At 67.2% G+C, this 20,065-nt stretch carries 20 protein-coding genes, 1 tRNA gene and 7 pseudogenes; 12 read left to right on the top strand and 16 right to left on the bottom strand.

The window, feature by feature from the left end:
• The first annotated feature begins 26 nt into the window (after positions 1-26).
• Positions 27-167 carry an LAETG motif-containing sortase-dependent surface protein gene (locus ACZ7L1_RS32145; protein ID WP_471442314.1) on the top strand — a complete coding sequence of 47 codons (141 nt, stop codon included), beginning with the start codon at positions 27-29 and terminating at the stop codon, positions 165-167.
• A 340-nt stretch (positions 168-507) separates the two neighbouring features.
• On the opposite strand, the gene ACZ7L1_RS32150 is transcribed toward ACZ7L1_RS32145, so the two are convergent.
• A complete protein-coding gene (locus ACZ7L1_RS32150) occupies positions 508-693 on the bottom strand; it encodes a hypothetical protein (RefSeq protein WP_471442201.1) in 186 nt (61 codons plus the stop codon).
• A 278-nt stretch (positions 694-971) separates the two neighbouring features.
• Between ACZ7L1_RS32150 and ACZ7L1_RS32155 the strand changes: the two genes are divergently transcribed.
• From ACZ7L1_RS32155 to ACZ7L1_RS32170, 4 genes and pseudogenes are all read left to right on the top strand, one after another.
• Positions 972-1,535: a GNAT family N-acetyltransferase gene (locus tag ACZ7L1_RS32155; RefSeq protein WP_471442203.1), complete on the top strand. Its 564-nt coding sequence runs from the start codon at positions 972-974 to the stop codon at positions 1,533-1,535.
• Positions 1,536-1,612: 77 nt separating this feature from the next.
• Positions 1,613-2,227: pseudogene (locus tag ACZ7L1_RS32160) on the top strand (transposase); the annotation flags it as partial.
• Between the two features lie 179 nt (positions 2,228-2,406).
• Complete coding sequence (locus ACZ7L1_RS32165; RefSeq protein WP_471442326.1) at positions 2,407-2,589, top strand: hypothetical protein; 183 nt, start codon at positions 2,407-2,409, stop codon at positions 2,587-2,589.
• A gap of 54 nt (positions 2,590-2,643) precedes the next feature.
• Positions 2,644-3,103: pseudogene (locus ACZ7L1_RS32170) on the top strand (TIGR03618 family F420-dependent PPOX class oxidoreductase).
• Here ACZ7L1_RS32170 and ACZ7L1_RS32175 read toward each other — a convergent pair.
• Positions 3,100-4,207: pseudogene (locus tag ACZ7L1_RS32175) on the bottom strand (IS110 family RNA-guided transposase). The pseudogenes ACZ7L1_RS32170 and ACZ7L1_RS32175 overlap by 4 nt on opposite strands.
• A 152-nt stretch (positions 4,208-4,359) precedes the next feature.
• Positions 4,360-4,497: a hypothetical protein gene (locus ACZ7L1_RS32180; protein ID WP_471442205.1), complete on the bottom strand. Its 138-nt coding sequence runs from the start codon at positions 4,495-4,497 to the stop codon at positions 4,360-4,362.
• A 237-nt stretch (positions 4,498-4,734) separates the two neighbouring features.
• Here ACZ7L1_RS32180 and ACZ7L1_RS32185 point away from each other — a divergent pair.
• Positions 4,735-5,229 (top strand): annotated as a pseudogene (locus tag ACZ7L1_RS32185) (transposase); the annotation flags it as partial.
• A 118-nt stretch (positions 5,230-5,347) separates the two neighbouring features.
• On the opposite strand, the gene ACZ7L1_RS32190 reads toward ACZ7L1_RS32185, so the two are convergent.
• The 3 genes from ACZ7L1_RS32190 to ACZ7L1_RS32200 are packed head-to-tail and all read right to left on the bottom strand — an operon-like array spanning position 5,348 to position 6,752.
• Complete coding sequence (locus ACZ7L1_RS32190) at positions 5,348-6,205, bottom strand: class I SAM-dependent methyltransferase (protein ID WP_471442207.1); 858 nt, start codon at positions 6,203-6,205, stop codon at positions 5,348-5,350.
• Positions 6,206-6,226: 21 nt separating this feature from the next.
• The gene (locus ACZ7L1_RS32195) at positions 6,227-6,571 is read right to left on the bottom strand and encodes a VOC family protein (RefSeq protein WP_471442209.1); all 345 of its coding nucleotides are present in this window, start codon (positions 6,569-6,571) and stop codon (positions 6,227-6,229) included.
• A gap of 1 nt (position 6,572) precedes the next feature.
• Complete coding sequence (locus ACZ7L1_RS32200) at positions 6,573-6,752, bottom strand: ribbon-helix-helix domain-containing protein (RefSeq protein ID WP_471442211.1); 180 nt, start codon at positions 6,750-6,752, stop codon at positions 6,573-6,575.
• Between the two features lie 132 nt (positions 6,753-6,884).
• Here ACZ7L1_RS32200 and ACZ7L1_RS32205 point away from each other — a divergent pair, with 132 nt between their 5' ends.
• Positions 6,885-7,151, top strand: a complete 267-nt coding sequence (locus tag ACZ7L1_RS32205) for a hypothetical protein (protein WP_471442213.1) — start codon at positions 6,885-6,887, stop codon at positions 7,149-7,151.
• 843 nt (positions 7,152-7,994) lie between these two features.
• On the opposite strand, the gene ACZ7L1_RS32210 is transcribed toward ACZ7L1_RS32205, so the two are convergent.
• Positions 7,995-8,462 (bottom strand): hypothetical protein, encoded by a 468-nt coding sequence (locus ACZ7L1_RS32210; RefSeq protein WP_471442316.1) that lies wholly within the window; start codon positions 8,460-8,462, stop codon positions 7,995-7,997.
• 90 nt (positions 8,463-8,552) lie between these two features.
• On the opposite strand from ACZ7L1_RS32210, the gene ACZ7L1_RS32215 reads away from it, so the two are divergent.
• Together ACZ7L1_RS32215 and ACZ7L1_RS32220 are read left to right on the top strand one after the other, a co-directional pair.
• A complete protein-coding gene (locus ACZ7L1_RS32215) occupies positions 8,553-8,909 on the top strand; it encodes a MerR family transcriptional regulator (RefSeq protein WP_351992962.1) in 357 nt (118 codons plus the stop codon).
• 156 nt (positions 8,910-9,065) lie between these two features.
• Positions 9,066-9,830 (top strand): IS5 family transposase, encoded by a 765-nt coding sequence (locus ACZ7L1_RS32220; RefSeq protein ID WP_471442215.1) that lies wholly within the window; start codon positions 9,066-9,068, stop codon positions 9,828-9,830.
• A 673-nt stretch (positions 9,831-10,503) separates the two neighbouring features.
• On the opposite strand, the gene ACZ7L1_RS32225 is transcribed toward ACZ7L1_RS32220, so the two are convergent.
• Positions 10,504-10,974, bottom strand: coding sequence for a hemerythrin domain-containing protein (locus tag ACZ7L1_RS32225; RefSeq protein WP_471442217.1), 471 nt, complete (start codon positions 10,972-10,974; stop codon positions 10,504-10,506).
• Between the two features lie 1,651 nt (positions 10,975-12,625).
• On the opposite strand from ACZ7L1_RS32225, the gene ACZ7L1_RS32230 reads away from it, so the two are divergent.
• The gene (locus ACZ7L1_RS32230; protein WP_471442219.1) at positions 12,626-12,883 is read left to right on the top strand and encodes a hypothetical protein; all 258 of its coding nucleotides are present in this window, start codon (positions 12,626-12,628) and stop codon (positions 12,881-12,883) included.
• A 99-nt stretch (positions 12,884-12,982) separates the two neighbouring features.
• Here the strand turns inward: ACZ7L1_RS32230 and ACZ7L1_RS32235 are convergent, their stop codons facing one another.
• Positions 12,983-13,189, bottom strand: coding sequence for a hypothetical protein (locus tag ACZ7L1_RS32235; protein ID WP_471442221.1), 207 nt, complete (start codon positions 13,187-13,189; stop codon positions 12,983-12,985).
• A 322-nt stretch (positions 13,190-13,511) separates the two neighbouring features.
• Here ACZ7L1_RS32235 and ACZ7L1_RS32240 point away from each other — a divergent pair.
• A pseudogene (locus tag ACZ7L1_RS32240) lies at positions 13,512-14,099 on the top strand (IS701 family transposase); the annotation flags it as partial.
• 258 nt (positions 14,100-14,357) lie between these two features.
• Here ACZ7L1_RS32240 and ACZ7L1_RS32245 read toward each other — a convergent pair.
• From ACZ7L1_RS32245 to ACZ7L1_RS32270, 6 genes and pseudogenes are all read right to left on the bottom strand, one after another.
• A pseudogene (locus tag ACZ7L1_RS32245) lies at positions 14,358-15,076 on the bottom strand (sulfite exporter TauE/SafE family protein).
• 464 nt (positions 15,077-15,540) lie between these two features.
• Positions 15,541-16,089, bottom strand: a complete 549-nt coding sequence (locus ACZ7L1_RS32250; RefSeq protein ID WP_471442223.1) for an SMI1/KNR4 family protein — start codon at positions 16,087-16,089, stop codon at positions 15,541-15,543.
• A gap of 393 nt (positions 16,090-16,482) precedes the next feature.
• Positions 16,483-16,563 (bottom strand) — tRNA-OTHER (locus tag ACZ7L1_RS32255).
• 32 nt (positions 16,564-16,595) lie between these two features.
• On the bottom strand, positions 16,596-16,967 hold the full coding sequence (locus ACZ7L1_RS32260) for a MerR family transcriptional regulator (protein WP_471442225.1): 372 nt from the start codon (positions 16,965-16,967) through the stop codon (positions 16,596-16,598).
• Between the two features lie 26 nt (positions 16,968-16,993).
• The gene (locus tag ACZ7L1_RS32265; RefSeq protein WP_471442227.1) at positions 16,994-17,761 is read right to left on the bottom strand and encodes an SDR family NAD(P)-dependent oxidoreductase; all 768 of its coding nucleotides are present in this window, start codon (positions 17,759-17,761) and stop codon (positions 16,994-16,996) included.
• Positions 17,762-17,940: 179 nt separating this feature from the next.
• Positions 17,941-18,792, bottom strand: coding sequence for an IS5 family transposase (locus tag ACZ7L1_RS32270; RefSeq protein ID WP_471442229.1), 852 nt, complete (start codon positions 18,790-18,792; stop codon positions 17,941-17,943).
• 89 nt (positions 18,793-18,881) lie between these two features.
• On the opposite strand from ACZ7L1_RS32270, the gene ACZ7L1_RS32275 reads away from it, so the two are divergent.
• Positions 18,882-19,817 (top strand): LysR family transcriptional regulator, encoded by a 936-nt coding sequence (locus tag ACZ7L1_RS32275; protein WP_471442231.1) that lies wholly within the window; start codon positions 18,882-18,884, stop codon positions 19,815-19,817.
• A gap of 43 nt (positions 19,818-19,860) precedes the next feature.
• On the opposite strand, the pseudogene ACZ7L1_RS32280 reads toward ACZ7L1_RS32275, so the two are convergent.
• Positions 19,861-19,973 (bottom strand): annotated as a pseudogene (locus ACZ7L1_RS32280) (site-specific integrase); the annotation flags it as partial.
• Positions 19,974-20,065 lie beyond the last annotated feature (92 nt).

Raw genomic sequence — 20,065 nt, forward strand, 5'->3', positions numbered from 1 at the left:
AGCCGAACCAGAGCAACACCCACAAGGTGACCGGCACCCTCGCCTCCACCGGTTCCTCCTCCGCGCTGCCGACCATCGCGCTCGTCGGCGGTGTCGCCGTCGTCGCCGGTGGTGGCGTGGTCTTCGCGGTGCGGCGCCGCAAGGCCGGGGGCCACGCCGCCGCGTAACGGTCGCGGGCGTGGGCGGACCGTGTGAGCGGTTCGCCCCGCACCAAGGAGAAGGACCTGGGCTCGGAGGGAGGCTCAGGTCCACAACTCCGCTCCCCCACGTGCTCGCTCCCGGCGCCCCTCCCCCACGGTTCCTGATCCGAGCCGATGAGCTGCGACGGGTAGAGCGAGAGCAGCGCATTCCGTACACGCAGACGCGGCCCTACGTGGGGCTGGCCGACGGGAGGGTCGTGCACGCCGACCGCAGCGTGCCGTTGGCCTGACGGGCGGAAGTCGATGAGGGGCGGGCTGCCGGTGCTGGCAGCCCGCCCCTTTGTCCTGACCGGCAGGTGATCGGGGGCTACCGCTGGCGCGGGATGGTGACCTGGGCCTCCGCCAGGACGATGCCGGTCGCCGGGTCGCGGTGCACGGGGACATACAGGCCCCAGTCGGCGTCACCGACCGTGAGCCAGCCTCCGGCCCACGGGGCGTCGGTGGTCGTGAGTACGCGACCGGCGAGCCGGCCACCCAGGAGTCGGACGATCACAGCGGTACCTCCATCCGGCGGGACTCTCCCGCCTCACTCCTCACGGGCCTGGGGGAAATTGAGCTTCGGGCGTGCTGGGCTGGTGGGTGATCAGCGGGTGGTGTCGCGAACGAGGACGAGTTCGGTGCTCGTCCGGCGATGGGTGGCCCGCTGCGCGGATCGGTCGGAGACGAGTGAGGCGATCGCGAGATGGGTCTCGGCGTGGGTGTCGCGGCGTCCGTGTGGCCGTCTCCATGTCCGCCAAGGCCGTAAACCGGTGGACAGCTCTCCGGCTCTGGGTGAGCATCACCGCGATGAACAACGAACCTCTCTCCGCCCCCAAACGCGTCCGTTTCGTCGAGCTCAGCGCAAAGGCACTGCGGGCGCTTGCCGACGGTGACCTCGCTGGCGGCAGCGCCGAGGCCGGGGTCGCCCTTGACGAACACTTCGTCGGTGAGCGAGCCCGCTTGATCTTTGGCTACCGCGCCGACCAGCTCGCCAAGGACCCCTCTGCCGCGCCCTGGATCACGCGTGCCGCGGTGTCCAATCCGGACGGGGTCGTCGTTGGCGACGCCGGGTTCCACGGGCCGCCGGATGAGGCCGGCATGGTCGAGGTTGGCTATACCGTCGTGCCCGGGTACCGCCGTCAGGGCTATGCCCGCGCCATGCTGAGGGCGTTGCTCGTCAGGGCCGCGGCCGACCCCGACGTCAGGACCGTGCGCGCCAGGATCGGATCCGACAACACCGCCTCCCTGGCGTGCATTGAGGGCTTCGGCTTCACGCGCATCGGCGAGCAGGGGGACGAGCGCGTCGGACTCACGATCATCTTCGAGGTCCCGGCAGACGCCATTCAGGCCGGGTAGCTTTACGGTCTCGGCGGACATGGTGATCGTCCCGGTCGGGCCGTGACATGAGAAGGGCCGCACGGGTTGGGTGAGTTGTGAAGCTGACCTGGGCCCGTACGGTCTGTTCCCATCCTGCCCTGTCCGGCGTCTCACGCGCACATTCCGGCGAGTTGTTCGCCGAACTCGCCACGGCATGGGAGGCTGCGCGGCAGTCCGCGCTCCGCGAGGCCCGGGGCGGGGAGCGTCGGAGGGCGGAGGGTGCCGGCAGAAAGCCCAAGCTGGTCTTCCTCGATCGGCTGCTGGTCACCCTGGTCCATCTGCGCCATCAGTTGCCGCACGTGTTGCTCGCCGAACTCTTCGAGGTGGATCGCTCCACCGTCTCCGTGGCCATCCGCCAGGTACGCCCGCTGCTGGCAGCCCGTGGTTTCGCCGTGCCCGACCGGCCCGATCTGCGGCTGAAGACGATGGAGGACGTCTTCGCCTATGCCGAGGCGGAGGGCGTTGAGCGGCGGCTCGACGGGGCCGAGACCCAGGTCCGCCGCCCGCAGGCCGACCGTCCTGGGCGCCGGGCGTTCGTCTCCGGCAAACGCAAGCAGAACACCATCAAGACCACCCCGTTCAGCGACGGCCAGGGCCGCCTGCTGCTGTCCGGCTTGGTCCGCCCGGGCCGGATGCACGATCAGACCGCCGTGCGGACCGAGGGCATTGCCGAGCAGTTCCGCACCCGTCCCGGCGTGAAGGCGAAGGTCGATTCCGGGTACCTCGGGCTGGCCAAAGAGTTCCCGGCCAGGTCAGCGCCCCACCGAAGAAGCCCAAGGACGAGGCGTGCGACGGTGACAAGCCTGCCTGGCGCGAGACACGGCGACGGCAGTCCTCGGCGAGGATCTGTGTGGAGCACACCAACGCCGAACTCCGCCAATGGGTACCCCTGCGCCGTTTCACCGGACGCCGCGATACCTACGCCGAGACCCATCTCGCGGTCGCCTCACTCGTCTCCGACCGATCCGCGCAGCGGGCCACCCGCCGCCGGACGAGCACCGAACTCGTCCTCGTCCGCGACACCGTCCGCTGATCACCCACCAGCCGAACCGCCAGGCCAGCACGCCCGATTGATGTTGATCACGTCATGACTCAAGGACCAGCGCCTCGCCCACTGTCCGACGAGGCCCTCTCCAATTTGCTCGACAAGCAGCAGTTCGGCACGCTCGCCACTGTCAAGCGAAGTGGCCATCCGCACCTGACCACCATGCTGTACAGCTGGGACTCCGAGGCCCGCATCGTGCGGTTCTCAACGACGGTCGACCGCATCAAGGTCGGGCACCTGCGAGGCGATCCGCGTGCCTCACTGCATGTGCAGGGCGGCGACGTGTGGTCGTTCGCCGTCGCCGAAGGCGAGGCCGAGGTCTCGGAGATCACGAGGGTTCCTGGCGATGCGGTTGGTCGGGAACTGCTCGGAATGATCCCGCAGGCTGTGAAACCGGAGAATGAAGACGCGTTTTCTGGAGCAGTTGGTTGCCGAGCGCCGCGTGGTCATCCGGTTGAAGGTGGACCGGATGTACGGAACAGCGCTCGACATCAACGGCTAGGACGAATCGGGTCGGTGCTGGTCATAGCCACTCGTTGATGGTTGCGACCAGCACGGTCGCGTGATAGCGGACGGCGAGTTTGATGCCCCTATGGCTTCCCGACGGGTCTTGCCCTCACTGACGCGCCGCTCCACGTAGTTGCGGGTGCAGGTGTCCCAGCGCAGGCGAGCCAGGACGATGGTGTAGAGAGCAGAGTTGGCTTGGCGATCGCCACCGCGATTGAGCCTTCGGCACTGGGTCTTGCCTGAGGACGCCTCGACCGGGCTGACGCCGCAGAGCGCGGCGAAGGATGCCTCACTGCCCATCCGGTCCGGATTGTCGCCGGCTGCTATCAGCAGCGCGGCCGCGGTGTCCGGGCCGATACGCCGTAGCGGCCCAGGAGCTTTGGTGCGCGGGCAGTGATCGCGGCGGTGATCCTTGCGGTGAGGTCGTTGATCTCTTCGGTGAGGTGCTGGATCCGTCTGGCCAGCAGCCGAAGGGTGTGGCGGGCGGCGGCTGCCGGGCCGTGCCGTCTGCCGATTCCAGTTCGGAGCACTTGCGAATGAGCTTCGGGTTACTCAGGCCGGTCAGCGCCTCGCACAGAGCGGGATCGGCGGCGACCAGAACGGCCTTGAGCTGGTTGATCGCCTGTGAACGGGACTTGATCGCTGAAGTCTTGGCCATCTTGAACATGCGGATGGTTTCCACCGGACCGTCGGAGGTCTTGGCAGTGGCGGTGGCCCGGCCGGAAAGCACAGCCTGGGCAGCGGCCGCGGCGTCGATCGCGTCCGTCTTCCCGCGCCTCCGTCGAGTGGCCTTGTCAGGCTGGTTGACCTCGGTGACCGTGATGCCTTCGCTGTGCAGATAGCGTGTCAACGCCGCACCGTAGGAGCCGGTGCACTCCACCCCGGCCCGCTGCAAGCGGCCGAAGGTGCCTGCCCAGGCCAGCAGTTGACGGTAGCCCTCCTGAGTGGTGCGAAAGCTCCGGGTGTCCAGCAGAGTCCCGGTCGTGGTGATCACAGCGGCCACTTGAACATCCTTGTGGGTGTCCACACCGAGCACGATGTCCTCGGGCAGCTGGGATACGTGGTGACGGGGGTGGGCGGTCTGAGTCATGCTGGGCACGGCTGCCTGTCTCCTGAACGCATCGGGAATACCAGTGGCCGACGCCGGGCCAGGTGAGGCGATCAGGACTGTGACGGTGCCTGTCGCGAAGGCCCCTATCGGGACACGCCCACCGGTCCGGCGATACCTCGTGGCGACGGCGCGATGACGTTTCATCGGTTGATCCCGTATTCGACGGCGTGCCGCTGCTCGTAGTCGGCCTTGTCGAACTTCGGCGGGCGGCCACCGCGGGAACCGAGCCTCTGGCGATTGCGAATCTGGTCGGCCTTCTCCGGGATGGTGCACCGCACGCCGCGCCTGCGCAGGTAGGCGCGGTTCGCGCGCGAGCCGTAGGCCCGGTCCGCACGGACCTTGTCCGGCCGGGAGTGTGGTCGGCCCGGCCCGACCCGATTCGGGGCACGCGGATGGCGTCCAGGACCGGCTTGAACTGGGGGCTGTCGTACCGCTGGTCGGCGGTGACGAGTAGGGACAACGGTTTCTGTCCCCGCTTGGCCGCCAGGTGCAGCTTGGTGGTCAGCCCGCCGCGTGAGCGTCCGAGGCCGTCGTCGCTCCTGGCGCCGTGGTGCCGAAAGTCGCCGAAGGTCTCCGAGGTCCTACCGCTGCGCTACCTGCACGGGCTCTCCTCGGGGGACTTCGTGCCCGCGCTGGAGCAGTTTCTCGGCTCGGCGGCCGGACTGTCGCCGGCGACAGTGACCCGGCTGACGAAGCAGTGGCATGACGACCACGCTGCCTTCCGCGACCTGTCGGACCGGGACTTCGTCTACGTGTGGGCCGACGGTGTGCACCCCAAGGTCCGGTTCGGCCAGGCGCACTCATGCGTGCTCGTCCTGTTCGGGGTGCGATTGGACGGCACCAAGGAACTGATCGCGCTGGCGGAGGGACTGCGCGAGTCGACCGAGTCGTGGGCGGACCTGCTGCGCGGCTGCCGCCGCAGGGGGGCGTTGCGCATACGGGCGGGGTGTCCGGCAGTGGTGTGGGGTTGTGGCGGCCTGCGCTGCGGGGGTTCTTGGTCTCCGCGCCGTGGGCGAAGTCGCCGGCGTTGTCGGCGTCGCGGTGCGGCCCGTGCTGCTTGTCCAGGTGGGGCAGGACGCGGCGCAGGTTTTGTAGGTGAGTTTGGAGGCCAGACGGCGTTGACGAGGATCAGGTGGTGGCCAGCAGGAGGTTCTCTCCGCTTGACGGGCGAAGGCCGTCGGTTCGGCCGGTGAAGTAGCGCTCGGCGAGCAAACTCCCCGGAATGTGCCGGGCCTCTTTGAGGCCGGCTTCGCGTGCCAGTGCCAGCATCTCTTGCGGGGTGTAGAAGCTGATGAACGGCGTTCCAGATGCTCGCGCGCCTTCCTCGCTCACCCGAAGGCCGCGGCGGTCAGCTTCGTCGACAAGTTCGGTCGGTAGCAGGAAGGTCATGGCGAGCGTTGTGCCGGGTGCAAGCTCGGCAATCTGGCGCAGGGTGGCAGCGGTGGCGTCCTTGGTGAGGTACATGGTGACGCCGGTGGAGACGATGACCGCTGGTCGGCCGGGATCGAAGCCGGCAGTGGACAACTGCTCGGGCCAGGACGCGCCAGCCTCGAAGTCGACCGGCACCAGGTGCAGCCACTCGGGGATGCCGTAACCGAGTTCGACCAGGCGGTGGCGCTTCCAGGCCTGGGTGTCAGGCTGGTCGACCTCGAAGATTTGAAGGCGGGAGGCGAGCTCCTTCTTGCGCTGGGCGAAGGTGTCCAGACCGGCTCCCAGGATGACGTACTGGGTCACGCCCCGGTCGGCCTGCTCAGCGATCAGGTCCTCGACGAAACGAGCGCGGGCAACGATGGTTGCCCGGAACCGGCTGGTGGCCTGCGGATCCATGTCCGGGCGGTTGCGCCAGCCATCACCGGGAGCCGCCAGTTGCAGGCCGATCTCGTCCTCGACCACATGCGGGGGCGGATCAACCTGGAGGTGCATCGCCCGCCAGAGTGCGGTCCGCACTGCGGTGTTGTCCGGTGCCTTTACCTGCTCGTGGGCCATGGTGTTCCCCCTCCGTCACGGTCAATTCTTGGCGGGAGCCTGGAGGCTCCACAGGCGCCCGTCGGGGTCGCGGACGGTCATCTCCCTGGTCCCGTAATGGGTGTCCTCGAACGGCGTGACCACCTCGACGACAGGATCGAGACGGCACGCGTCCGCGTCCGGCACCTTCAGCACGATCCGGGACTGGAGTTCTTGGTCCTCGGGAACCTCGGCGATGAACACGTAGGGACCGTCGCCGTTGCGGAGCTGACCGGAGTTGTGGTCCGTCGCGAACTCAAGCTCGTATCCCAGCTTCTGGAAGAACTTCGCCGCCCTGCCCCAGTTGTGCGTCGTCAGGAAGACGGCCTCGATTCCTTCGGTCGTCATGTCAGGTCTCCTTCTTGGGTGAGTGCTGTTTGTTCCCGTGGGCGTCGTCGAGGTAAGCGCGCAGCGCGTCAGCGACGAGCGCCGACAACGACATGCCCGACTCGATGGCGCGGTACTTGACCTGCTTGATCAGTCCGATCGGCAGGTACACGTTGAATTGCTTGACTTCCTCATCACTCACGAGCGGATGCTAGCATCCTAGCAAGCTAGATCGTGGTGGGTCGAGCCGGGCGGGGAGTTCTGGGGTTGGGCCGGGCGCACCCTGGGTGCCCCGGCCCGCACCACCGACGGACAACCGGTGTGGCTGCGGCTGGTGTCCGCACCGAAAGACAATGCGTTGGGGAAGCTGTGGGACGGCGCCCTTGACGCCCAGCAGGCCTTCGGCGAACTGGACGGGCACCGTCCCGCGCTCTTGGCCGTCCACGACGCCGTAGACGACGGCACCGCCTACCGGGCGGAGCTGTCGGTGCGCGTCGACCAGCCGGTCCTGTCCGACGATCCGACCTCCACCACGACATCCAGCTGCCGGACTCCTGGTGGCAGGAGCTCGCCGGGACGCTGGAGAAAGCGTCGGCCGTGAACACTGACCGCGTCGCCGTACGACAGCAGTACATGGACCGGGCGATCCCCCAGTTCGTCGGCATCCCGGCACCCTCTGTCACCTGCTGGACTACCGCCCACTCCGACGTGCACTGGGCGAACCTCACCGCAGTAGCTTTGGAACCTAGGCCGGTTGGGTGCGAGGGTGCCGGGGAGGCCCGGGGAACGGGTGTGTCAGGGCTGTGGTGAACGGCTGCGGCTAGACGCACGGCCCCCTGCCGTCTACTGCTCGGCGGCGTGTCGTGCCAGGCAGTGACGCCGGTTCCACCGGTTGCGCAAGCGGGTGGCCGCGGAGTTGAGTGGTGCCGGCCAGGCTGAGTGCCCTGAGTGCAAGGCGACTTGGGTCGCCGGGGTGGACCGCCGTTCAAACGCGGTTTACTGCTCCCGGCGGTGCGGCACGAGGGCCTGGAGGGCCCGGGAGGCAACGTTCGGCGAACAGTCACAGTGACCGCATCGCGAACGCATCCGAACCACAAGATCGGTCAGATACTGGTCCGGTTCGTGCTCTTCGAGGCCCGCCCGGCCGGTCTGACCTTCGCACAGCTGGTCAGACCCAGTGAGCTGTCGCCGCGCCAGGCCCGTGCAGGCCTGGCCTGCCTGCGGGACATCATCGCCGAGCGCGGCTGGCCACCGCTGATCTGGGCCCGGGCCGACGTTGCAAGTTCTGCTCCGGCCCGGCCGAGCTCCAGGCATACGAAGTCGCGGTCATCCGGGAGAAACTCACTGAGCCTTTTCCAACCTGGTGCATGGCACGGCAGTTGCTCCTAGCGGAGTGACGAGGCCACTGGCGAATGGGTTTTCGACCAAGAGACTCGTCTGGGTATTACCGGCCCGCGTCGCCGAGCGGTTGTCCGGCAGAGGGGTCCATAAGGTCGGTGCGTCGAGCCCGCCACCACGGCACAAGCTGGACGAAGCCGAACGCCACCTCGGCAACGAAGAACAGCCACAGCCAGCGCGGGGCACCGTGTGCCAGCGCATACGCCTGCCACGCGGCGAAAAGCGTGCGCGCGATGCCGTCGAACAGTCCGTGCGCTGGCAGCGGGTTGATGATCCGGAGCAGCGCCCAGACGACCACCACTGAACCCATCAGATTCGCGTAAAGGATCTCTATCGGGTCGAGGGCAGGCAGGGCGCCCAGCCCGAGCGCGTCACCGATCTTCGACAGCGCGTCGTGCACCAGGGCGTAGGTCCACGGCGTGGCGAAACCGGCTGTGACCACGAGGTCGTACCAAGCACTTGTGCGTACGACGCGAAGATAAGCGGGGTGGGAAGGGGCGAAAAGACGGAACACGGCGAGGCTCCTGCTGGTCTCCTGCACGGACGCTACGACGGTAAACAGTGGAGTACTGTCCAAGGTCAAGTCCGCAGTTCAGGGAGAGCCGTGCGTATCGGGGAGCTGGCCGCGCAAGCGGGACTGACCAGGGACACCATCCGTTTCTACGAGAAGATCGGTCTCGTCACGGGGCGGCGTCTGGCCAACGGTTATCGCGACTTCCCGCCGGAGGCAGTGCCCTGGCTGCAGTACGTCCGCACCGCACAGACGCTCGGCTTCTCGCTGGCCGAGATCGCACAGACCGGCGAGGAACTGCGGAACGCGCCCGACACCGCCGAGGCGTTGTCCGCGCTGTTCAAGGAGAAGATCAAGGTTATCGATGCGCGTATGGCGCAGCTTGCCGCCCTGCGGGCCGAGCTCGACGCACGTGTTGGCACCGGATGCCCGCTGCGGGCGGCTGGCTGAGCCGGGTGAGCATCGACAAACAGGCCTCGACCTCTCTCAAGGCATTTTTCCAACCTGATCGCGCGCCGTGGGCGAGTTGGCCAGCTGTACAACGCGACGAAGCTGCTGGTAGTTGGGGTCACGACCAACATCACCCATGCTGGCCAGGAGCTTCGTTTGCTTGCCTACCCGTCGTCGATCGATCTGTCCAGCCGCGCCCTGCGCCACCAGAGCGAGCAGCTGCGGGCTCGGCGACACGAGATCGGGACGCGCTGGCGGCGGCTTCCCGTCGGCCGGCAGGCTCTGCTTGTGCTTGCCCACCTGCGGTGCGGGGACACCTACGCCCAACTCGCCGCCGGGTTCGGCGTCGATATCGCGACCGTGTATCGCTACATACACGAGGCCGTTGACGTCTTGGCCGCCATTGCCCCGCCCCGGGCCTCAGCGATGATCACAGCGCGCAGGAAGGCGTTCGCGATCCTGGACGGCACGCTCCTGCCGATCGACCGGATCGCTGTCGACCGGCCATTCTACTCGGGCAAGCACAAGAAGCACGGCATGAACGTGCAGGTCATCGCCGACCCGAAGGGCCGTCTCCTGTGGGCTTCACCGGCCCTTCCCGGTGCCGTCCATGACGTCCGGGCCGCTCGCGAGCACGGCATCATCGCCGCTCTCACCGAGGCCGGCATCACCTGCTGGGCAGACAAGGGCTACCAGGGCGCAGGCGGCGCGGTACGCGTCCCTTACGGCGGCCGATGGGACCGCCTGTCCACCGGCCAGCAGGCCGTCAACCGATCCCACGCGAAGATCCGGGCGCTGGTCGAACAGGCCGTCGCCACCCTCAAGTCCTGGCGGCTTCTCCGCAAGCTCCGCTGCACGAAGACCCGGATCACGAGCCTCGTCCAAGCCGTCCTCACCCTCCACCTGACCAGCTCAGGCTGAGGATGGAAAAGGCTCACTGGCTGCGTAGTCTTAAGCGAGAGCAAATGTCGGTGGGTTCCGGCATCGCCCGTCGTCCGGAGAGTGCGGGGATATCGGTGAGAAGTAAGAGCACTTGAAGCGGCGCGGCCTCCAAGTGATCGCGTGCGGGGTAGTACGGACCGTGGCAAGATGACGGCATGTTGACCCGAAAGGCCGATGCCGCGTAGGCGTCCGAAAGGGCTGCGCGCGGAGCGTTGGCAGCCCAGAAGAGGTGTCCCGGCCCGCCGGATCCGCAGTGTATCCGCGGTGACTCGCGTAGCGATCCGGAAGTTGGAAGAAGAGCGCCTGTGGGCTGGGGCTGTGGGCGCTGCCCTGGCCGAGTGCCGATCGTATTTGGGGCAGCCAGGGCGCGTTCTGCCGGATCCGGTGATCGGTTGCGAGTGCTGTGACCCTTTGGTGGCACGAGACTGCCTGGAGGACGTGCTCCTGTGGCTTCCCCGTGGTGCTCGGACAGACCTCGGCAGGCTCGTTGCCAAGTTGGACGCCGAGTTCGATCGCAGGGCCGTCTCCCTCAGCTCTCACCTCATGCTGGCAACACCGTTCAGTGCTTGCGGGTATTGGCGCCGGTGGTTCCTGGAGAACTGAGGGTCGGGTGGTCTCTCGCCCCTACCGCCATCCACTGTCTGGTTGAGGTTCATATCGGGCCCAGCACCTCTCCGGATGTGGCTGCCAGCTCGAGGGTTTCGAGCACAGTGAGCAGTTGCCGCTCCTCGTAGCGGAAATGGTTCTCCATGATCGCGGCGATGCCTTCGAGGTGGTAGTCAAGCTGCTCAGGCGGTGCGGCCCGGTCGACGGCGTCACGCAGGCTGCTGAGCAGGTAGGCGATCATCGAGTGATCCTGCTCAAGTGAGCGCAGCACTGGGCGTAGCTCCGGGTGCGCAGCTGCAATGGCCGGAAACAGGGTGTGATCTTCGCCCTGGTGGTGGCCGTCAAGAGCCGTGCAGAAGCCATGGCAATACAGCAGCAGTTCACGAGTGGCCGCCTCACCGGGGGTGCCGTCGGCAAGGGAAGCGCGGGTCACAGACAGCGCTTCTCGCAGTCGGCGGTGCACCCGACGGAGTTCTTGGCTCCAGGCGACGACCCTGGTCGTCTCGCGCTCAGTCACGCGAGAACGAAGGGTGCGACGAGTACATCGTCGGCCTCCTTCGATCCGGCGCCTCCATACCTGACACGGTCTGCCACCAGCACGCGACGCTTTCCACACACTACCGTGCCCGTTGTCCTTCGAAACCGCTATCGTCCCGCATGTCGAGCGTGACCGTTCTGACAAGCGCCATAGTGAGCTGGGGAGCAGCACCATGCCTGCTGCTCTGGCAGCTGCCACCTCGCCGGGCTCCTCCACCCGCCGGGTTCAGAAACAGGCACTTACGCATCTCCGGCAGCACCTTGTGCGCAATGCGGCCTCATGGTCATACGGCGACCACTGCCAGCCCGGCGTAGGGGAGTTGAGGTAGCCGAGGCCAAGGAGTTCGTAGTCGTCTGGCTCCCGCAGCTGTCCGGTTTCCCGTCTGGGCAACTCATCTGAGTCCGCTTAGATTCCTACCGTTTGCCAAGTGCGGCAAGCACCACAGAAGCGAATCAGGGGGGAATGATGGTTCGTCGAATCGCCCGACTGGCGGTTGCTGCGAGCGCGGCGGCGGGGCTGGGGCTCGGCTTCACCGGATCAGCGAACGCCAGCACCGTTTCGTGGTGGACATACAGCGGGAACCAGCCGAACTGGACCTGTAGTGGTACGCAAGCCTGGCCCGGCGGCGTCTACATCAACCCGTGCGTCGCGGTAACCGGTGACTACTTCCAGTCGGTCGTCGTGCTCACGGTCCACTCAACGCAGTGGGCCGACGCTACTTCCCAGGACATGCTGAACGACACCAGCATCGATCAGCGCGAGTGCGCGGGCACCCTGACCTACGGCAGTTACGTGTGCTTCGGGCCAACCAGGCAGGGCGCAAGTGGACAGAGAGTTTGGGGACTTTCGAACTGGAGGAGTCCCATTAACTCCTCGACGTTCTCACCCGTCGTCACGCTGCCCTGACGTCAAAGCCCGTGTAGTCAGCTTCGGGCGATCCTCTTCAACGCCCCGTCAAGGTGGCGCTCGACAGCGGCAGACGGGCGGTGTAGACAAGTTGGTCGGGGCCCTCGGCGTGAGGGTTGTTTTTCTTCACTCCAAACGCAACGGCCGCCGGGAGCCCGCCAGTTACGCCCCGTTCCGTGTGGCTACCGGCGTGCGACGAAGCGTCCGTGAGGACGTTTGTGCAGCCAGCCCCGGTCAGCCAGCTTCGTCAGCTTGCCGCGCAGCGGCTCCAGCTTGCACCCCGCAACCCCGTGTCCAAGCCCAGCACCTCGCCGATCTGCCGGGTCATGGCCGGACCCGGCGGCCTGCCGCACCGCGGCGAGGATGCGCTGGTACTCCGCCGGCAGCGCGGACTCGGTCACGCAGGCGCTCGGTTCGGGATCAATCGCACTGCCTGGCCCGCTACTACGGCGGCCCGGACGGCGACCGGTAGGGCGACTTGTCGGAAGGCCGTTGGGGCGGAACGGAGGACCCGGGGGCCATCACAGCCCGGGGTCTTCCGCCGTCAGCCGCCGTGTGGCGGACACGTGAGCTCAACGGTCGTGGTCTGTGACGGTCACGCTCGCGTCAGCGTTGTCGGGCGGTTGCCACGATCGCGCTACCGTGCCGGCATGAGCGAGCCTTTCGCCCACGGAAGCTGGACGCCGCCGCGAACATCTACGAGAAGGCCGGGCCGGCCTGCTCCGTGCACCGTGTCCATCAGGACCTCGAGCGCGCCAGCGCGTCCCCTGAAACCCTCGACGCATGGACGTACCGGCTGTCAGTCGAGAAGGACGGTCGCCTCGGCCGCACGCTGGAGATGTGTGACGGCAACGCCTTGTTCACCGTTTCCGTCTACGGCCCCACCGGCAGCCCTCGGACAGATGTCGAGGGCACAGCCGACCGCCTGAACGAAAAAGCGGCAGCCCTTCTCGAGACCGGCCTGCGAGACCGCGACGCCTGAGCGCCCTCAGCCAGACGCCGCGCGTCGGCTCGGACACGAGCGGCGAGGCCCCTCCGGCGTGCGGGATCTGCCCGTCCAGGTGGCTCGCCCCGACCGGGTTCAGGCAGCCTCCGGCCGCCGCTCGGTCGAAACGGCCATCGACGGGGAGCCCGATTGCTGCGCCCCACCGGGAATCAGCCGCAGATGACGCCGCCTGCGGGCGTGGCTCGGGATGGGGGACGGCCCGGACAGCCAGTTCTCGACACGGTCCATGACCCACAGCATCAAACCCAGCGTGGGCAGCACCGAGACCGCTATGACGATCACAATGAAGCGTCCCTTCCTCGGCAAGCGACCCACACCGAGTGCCCACGTCAACGGCACTGCCCACGGAGGCGTGTAAGGATCACGTGAAAGTCGGCACGGCGGTGGGCGGTGACACGCGAGCGCGGCCGCCCGGCAGGGCGGCATACCTGCCGCTACGGGATGGCCGCGCTGTTGCTGTGCCACGATACGGCTTGCAGCTTGCGGCTTGCGGCTTGCGGCTGGGTCTGCTGCAGGTTCGGGTGACAGGTTGACCTGCCCCACCTCTCAGGTTCCAGTTTTGGTGGCTAACTGACAGCCCTTCACGGAAGGCTGGCAGTCATGCCTCGTCGCGGTCCCGAAGTCGCAGCAGGTCAAGTCCCTCGCCGGCTGCTGGCGCATCGACCAACTCATCGGTGACGCCCCCGACGAAGCCTGGGAGCGGCTTTCCTGCGGCGACGGAGCCAAGGGTTCGCGCATCTACGACTGGGCAGCCGCCCAGATCCCAGCTATTGCCTTCTTCGGCGGTGGCGAGCCTTCGCACCACCGGTGGGTACTCGCCCGCCGCAGCATTGCCCACCCGGACGAGATCGCCTACTACCTGGCCTATGCACCCGCCGACACCAGTGTCGCGGAGCTGGTGCGGGTTGCCGGTTCCCGCTGGGCGATCGAGTCCTGCTTCCAGAGCGCGAAGAACGAGTGCGGCCTGGACCAGTACGAAGTCCGCCGCTACCCGGGCTGGTACCGGCACATCACTCTCGCGATGCTCGCCCATGCCTTCCCCGCCGCCATGGCAGCGCAGGCCGAAGATGCAAAGGGGACCGCAGAAACGGATCTTTCCTCGTCCCGCTCAGCCTGGCAGAGATCCGCAGGCTCATGGCGACTTGCCGCCCCAGGACAAGCCACCACCGCCGCCACATTGATCGGATACTGACCTGGTCCCAGTGGCGACGGCGTCACCAGGCGATAGCCATGCGCTGTCACTACAAACGCCGAACCGCCGGTCACGAACTCCGACCACATGACGGCACGTCAGCTGAGTATGCTCAGAAAGCAGCCTCTGACCAGCGGCGATAGCGAACTGCAACTGGAGTACTAAAGCGGGCGTTGCAGGTTCGAATCCTGCCCACGGCACATGGCATAGCGCACCGGACCTATCGCCATCCCGGGTTCGAGCGGACCGAGGCGGTCATCACATTGCCTGCAGGCCCTTGGCCAGCACGGAAAGGCCGCCGGTCGTGCCAGGACGAGGATGAGCCGCCGAACCCACTGCTCCGGCGTCCTCGGCGCGAGCGCCCTGCCGATGAGGGCGCCCGCCGCCATCGCGACCGCGGCCACGGTCCACACCGTCCCGCTCAGGTTCGGCACCCCATTGACGGCGACCGAGAACACGTTCACCGCAATTCCATAAAACTGCGCGTTCGGCACAAATTCCCGTACCGGCCAGCCCGCATTCACCGCGTACAGGGAATACGGTGGCCCGCCCACACCGGCCGCGGAATTCATGAAGCCACCCACGGCGCCCGCAGTCACTGCTCCCCTCGTTCCGCTCAGACCGCCTATGCGCACGCCTCCCATCACGAAAACCACGGCCGCGGTCACGAGAACGCCGACGCCTGCCAGCAGTACGGGTTCCGGTAGTCGGGCGGCCACCCAGGAACCCGCGGGCACGGTACACGCGGAAGCGACGACCAGGGGAACCATTGCGCCGAGTCGCACCCGCCTCCAGCCCGCGGTGAGTCCCACCACGCTGATGACGCCGGCCGCGCAATTCGCGAGCACCACCCCCTGAGCGGGCCCGAGCACCAAAACGAGCGCGGGCACCGCGATGAGTGCGAACCCCATTCCCGTAAGCCACTGCACGGATGCGCCCAATACGACTGTGCCACCCAGCAGCAGCTCGACCGCCACAGCGCTCGCCACAGATTCTCCCCCCCCCGGATGACCGGCATGATCTACCCATCCTCCCGGCAGGACATGCGAGACCTCAATGGTCCGTCAGGTGATTGTGGACGGTGCACACTTGCGCCAGATCAGCACGATCGGCCCACTGGGAGACCGCTGTCCCCGACAGGCCGACAACGGCGACCACTCACCAACAGCGGGCCCGGCAGCGTGTGGGAGCTCTGCCGCTCCGCAACCGTTCCGTGGATGACATCTACTCTTGACATCAACGGCAGTGGACGAAGGCAGCCAGCAACAGTCTCACGCGGCGTCCAGCAGGTCCGCCCAAGGCTCTGCCAGAGCAGCCCGATCGAACTCCTAAAGCGGTGGTCAATGCGACCTCTGCTATCGGTGATGCAGATCTCTCGATCTGGCTGCCGAAATGCAGTTATCGCGGCAGAAGGTCACCCGAGGCACGCCGCCATTTAAGGTCACGTTGCATCGGACCAGGGCTTGCCCTCGACCCAGTGACGCACCCAGCCGGCGAAGCCGGACTCGCCTGAGGTGAAACCGAACTCGGACCCAAACGGTCCGGCACCCTCGCCGGAGATGTTCCAGACGTGTCCACGGTGGGGCCCTGCGACGATCAAGTGCCAGTACATGCCGCAGCCGTCAGTGCCCAGCACGATCGACCCGTGGTCGAAGACGGGATCCAGCGTCGGACCCAGTTCGTCGTCCGGTATATCGTCCTCCTCCCACAGCCACATCTCCGTGAGCGGGAACGGCTTGGCCAGCTCACGGACCGGGCGGTCGTCGCCCCAGTCATCGGGTAGCTCGGCCAGCGGCACCAGGCCGTAGTCGGGCGGGCCGAAGCTGCAGCCGTCGGCTATCTCCGCGACGCACGTCCGGTAGGGCTCGGGCAACGTGATTCCCTGTTCCGTCTCGAAGGCGCGGACTGCCTCCCAGCCCAGGGGCTCCCCGGTGTCAAAGGCCGCCCGGAGCATGGCCAGGTCTTCGGGGCGAGCGTGCTCGGTGTCCATGTGGCACATAGCTATCACCCGCCAGTGTCAGATCGCGAGGTGGGTGGCCCCAGACCGTCTATCAGGCTCGATGCGGCGAGCCTTCGCCGATTACGTCTGACTCGTGGCAAACACGGGTGCATAAAAGATCAGGCAGGAGTTCGGCGATGGCTGCAGTACGGCAGCGAAGTACAGCAACCGCAGCATTCGACCATGACCGGCAGTGCCTCTGAGGGACCTCGCGGCGACCTCTATGACCGTCGTTGACCGATCTCTGTAGAGCTACGGATCAGAAGTTGGCCGTGCCCCAACCGTGCCCGATCGTGCGGGAAACCACGGGGAGCCACGGTGACGAGCTGGCACCACACAGCGGAACGGCCCCCGACCGTATTACCTGGTCAGGGCCGTTCCGCCTGGCGGGTGGGTGTGGGATTTGAACCCACGGTGACTCGCGCCACGACGGTTTTCAAGACTGTGTACGGCCTGACCCAACCCTCAGTTCTTCGCCCTCGAGGTGAGAAAGTCGATCAGGCCACCGGACGGATCCGGTCGCCGGTCTTCTCCCGGAGTGCGGCTTCCAACCGGTCGCGGGCTTCGGTCTGGGCGGCGATCCGTTCGTTGAGGATCGCCAGTCGTTCCAACGCGACTCGAAGCCCCTTGTCCGAGGGCGGGACGGCGGCCACATCGCCGTCCAGGCACGGTAGGAATACGCGCACGTCATCCAGAGTGAGCCCGGCGGCCAGCAAGTAGCGGATGTTGCGGACCCGCACCACGGCCCGCTCATCGTAGATGCGGTAGCCATTGGAAGCCCGTTCGGAGTAGATCAGCCCGGCCTGCTCGTAGTGCCGCAGCGCACGAGCGGTCGTCCCCGTTGCTCTGGCCAGCTCACCGATCCGCACCCGTTAATCCTCCCGGGCCAGTCCTATCACGCCACGACCGCTCCGCCGTCGACCGGGAGGACGACTCCGGTGACAAACGATGCAGCCGGTGCGGCGAGCTGGGTGATCGCCCAGGCCACCTCCTCGGGGCGGCCGATCCGGCCCAGCGGGGTGTGTGCTAACTGCCACTGCCGCACTGCGGCCATCCGCCCCGGCGTCAGGCCCTGGTGTTCCCCGATGGGGGTGTCAATCGCGCCCGGAGCGACAGCGACGACCCGGATGCCGCGGGGTGCCAGCTCGACCGCCCAACTGCGGGTCAGCAGTTCCAGCGCGGTCTTGGTCGCCGCGTAGACCGAGCTGCCGGGCCAGGCCCGCTGCCCCACCGACGTACTGACATTGATGATCACTCCGTCCGACGTCTCCAGCAGCGGCAGCGCCGCCTGCGCCAGCAGGATGGGAGCGACGAGGTTGGTAGCGAGCTGAGCCGTGATGAGTTCCGGCGTCAGCGTGCCGAGGGCGCCACTGCGCACGATGCCGGCGTTATTGACCAACACGTCCAACTGGCCATATCTCTCCACCACGGCCTGGACGATCCGCTCCGGCGCGCCCTCGGCGGTGATGTCGATGGGCAGCGGCGTGATCCGGTTGTGCCCGGCCGCGGTCTCCTTGAGTGGTTCGCTGCGTCGTCCGATCGCGACCACATGGGCGTCCTCGGCAGCAAAGGCACGAGCCGTTGCCCGGCCGATTCCGGTGCCGGCTCCGGTGACAGCGACAACCTTGTTGCTTTGCGGTGCGGCTTTGTTCATGTCGGGCATCGTTCAACCCTGCCGCCAGCGGCAAAGTCAATATCTCATCGAGTGAACCGGAGAACAGTCCCCGAGTCGTGCCACTGTCGTGCCGGAACGGACGGAGACTCACGGGGACCCGGCGCTCGCAGGGGTGAGCTTGGCCGGTTTCGGCGTCGGCAGCCGTTTAGAGGGCATCTGATCAACGTTCACTCCGTTGTGAGCGGGATGTCCGTTTCGATTCGCCAGGTTGGTGCGGATTCTCCGGTCAGCTCGCGGGACATTTTGTTAGCCATCGCCCAGTGGATCATCGTGCGGGATCGCTGCGGCAGGGCTTCGTAGTCCCGCGCCAGGCGGCGATGTTGCATCAACCAGCCGAAGGTCCGCTCGATCACCCACCGCTTCGGCAGTGGTTCGAACCCCTTCGTCTGCGGTCGCTGCACGACCTCCACGTCGATGCCCAGGGCGGCGCCATGGTTGAAGATGCTGCTCTGGTAGCCACCGTCGGCCCAGACCTTGGACACGCCGGGATGCGCCACGGCCAGGTCGTCGAGCAGGAGCTTTCCGCCGGTCGTGTCGTGCACGGACGCGGCGGTGACAAGGACGGCAAGGACGAGGCCGAGTGTGTCGGTGATCAGGTGCCGCTTGCGTCCTTTGATCTTCTTGCCGGCGTCGATGCCCTGGCTGGTTTCGGCCACGTTTGTCGAGGTCTTCACGCTCTGCGCGTCGACCACGGCCGCGGTTGGCTGTGCGCTGCGGCCGTGGGCTCGGCGGGTTTTGTCTCGTAACAGGTCGTGGACCTGCTGGGTGGTGCCGTCGGCTTCCCACTTGGCGTAGTAGTCGTACAGGGTCTTGTACGGCGGGAAGTCGTGCGGCAGGTACTCCCACGGGATACCGGTGCGGTTGACGTAGAGGATCGCGTTGACGATCTCCCGCAGATCGTGAACCCGAGCCGCCGTTCCAGGGCCGGTCCGTCTCGCCCGCCAGGCGGCGAAGACCGGCTCGATCAAAGCCCAGCGGGCATCGGACACATCACTGCGGTACGGACGACGAGCACTCACACACCTGAAACGACTGCCACCCCCGACAGTCACAAAAACAGCCCAGAACATCAGCTACCTAGATCAGATGCCCTCTAAGGTGGGTCGGCGTGGACCTCGAAGCAGTACGTACCTTCGTCGCCGTCGCGGAAGCCGGCCAGTTCCAGAAAGCCGCCGCCGACCTGTCGATCACCCAGCAGGCCGTCTCCAAACGCATCGCCGCGCTGGAGCGCACCCTCGGCGTGCGATTGTTCACCCGTGCCCCACGCGGCGCTGAGCTCACCATCGATGGTCAGGCGTTCCTGCCCCACGCACGCGAGCTGCTGCGCGTCGCCGAGCGTGCAGGCGCGTCCGTGCGCCCCGGCCGCCGCCCGCTGCGCGTCGACGTGATCGCCTCACGCAGCGCGCAGTCGAACCTGATGCGCGGATTCCACCGCGCACACCCCGACATCGACCTCGACGTAATGATGCTGTTCGACATCGAAACCGCCGTCACCGCCATCCGCTCCGGCACGATCGACGCGTCCTTCCGCGCCGTCGCCGCGCCCGGCCGACCCCTTCCCGAGGACATCGCCTCCGTCCGGGTGCTCGACGAACCGCTCCAACTCCTTACCGGCCCCGCCCACGCACTGGCAGGCGCCCGGTCCGTGACCGTCGCCCAGCTCACCGGGCACCGGATCTGGATGCCCGGCATCGCCCCCGGTACCGAGTGGGGCGCCTACTACGACGACCTCGTCGCCGAGTTCGGCCTCACCATCGAGGTGACCGGCCCCAACTTCGGCTCCGACGCGCTCCTCGACACCATCTCCGACACCCCGGCCCTGGCTACCTTCATGGGCGAGCACACCCGCCTCATCTGGCCCGCCGACCACGGCCTGCGCCGCATCCCGGTGACCGACCCGACGCCCGTCTACCCGCACTCGCTCCTCTGGCGCCGCGAGGACCCCCACCCAGCGCTGACCACCCTCCGCACCCACCTCGCCGCCACGACGGCCAGCCACGACGACGCCGGGACCTGGGCACCGGGCTGGGTGATTCCGCGCTGAACGCCCCCGCGCGGGCCAGCCCTGCCCTACCCAGCGCAGGCGGTCAACGGCGGGCGTCGCCGGGGGCGAGCAGGCTGGTCAGCTCGGAGATCGCCTCCGGGGAGGGCTGAAGTAGCGGCGGACGTTCTCCGGCTTCTTGTGCCGGGACTTCACCATCCCTTGTTCGATGACGTCAGGCCGGTTGCGACGATGAGGTCGGGGCCGCGCCCCGGACCGCCTTGGCTCAGACCAGCGCGTCCATCAGGGAG

It is taken from the genome of Streptomyces sp. NPDC107546, assembly GCF_055639175.1.

Coding starts and splice junctions, on each gene's coding strand:
- ACZ7L1_RS32265 (WP_471442227.1), bottom strand. CDS start 17,761: ATGCCCGACATGAACAAAGCCGCACCGCAAAGCAACAAGGTTGTCGCT.
- ACZ7L1_RS32190 (WP_471442207.1), bottom strand. CDS start 6,205: ATGGCCCACGAGCAGGTAAAGGCACCGGACAACACCGCAGTGCGGACC.
- ACZ7L1_RS32250 (WP_471442223.1), bottom strand. CDS start 16,089: ATGGACACCGAGCACGCTCGCCCCGAAGACCTGGCCATGCTCCGGGCG.
- ACZ7L1_RS32195 (WP_471442209.1), bottom strand. CDS start 6,571: ATGACGACCGAAGGAATCGAGGCCGTCTTCCTGACGACGCACAACTGG.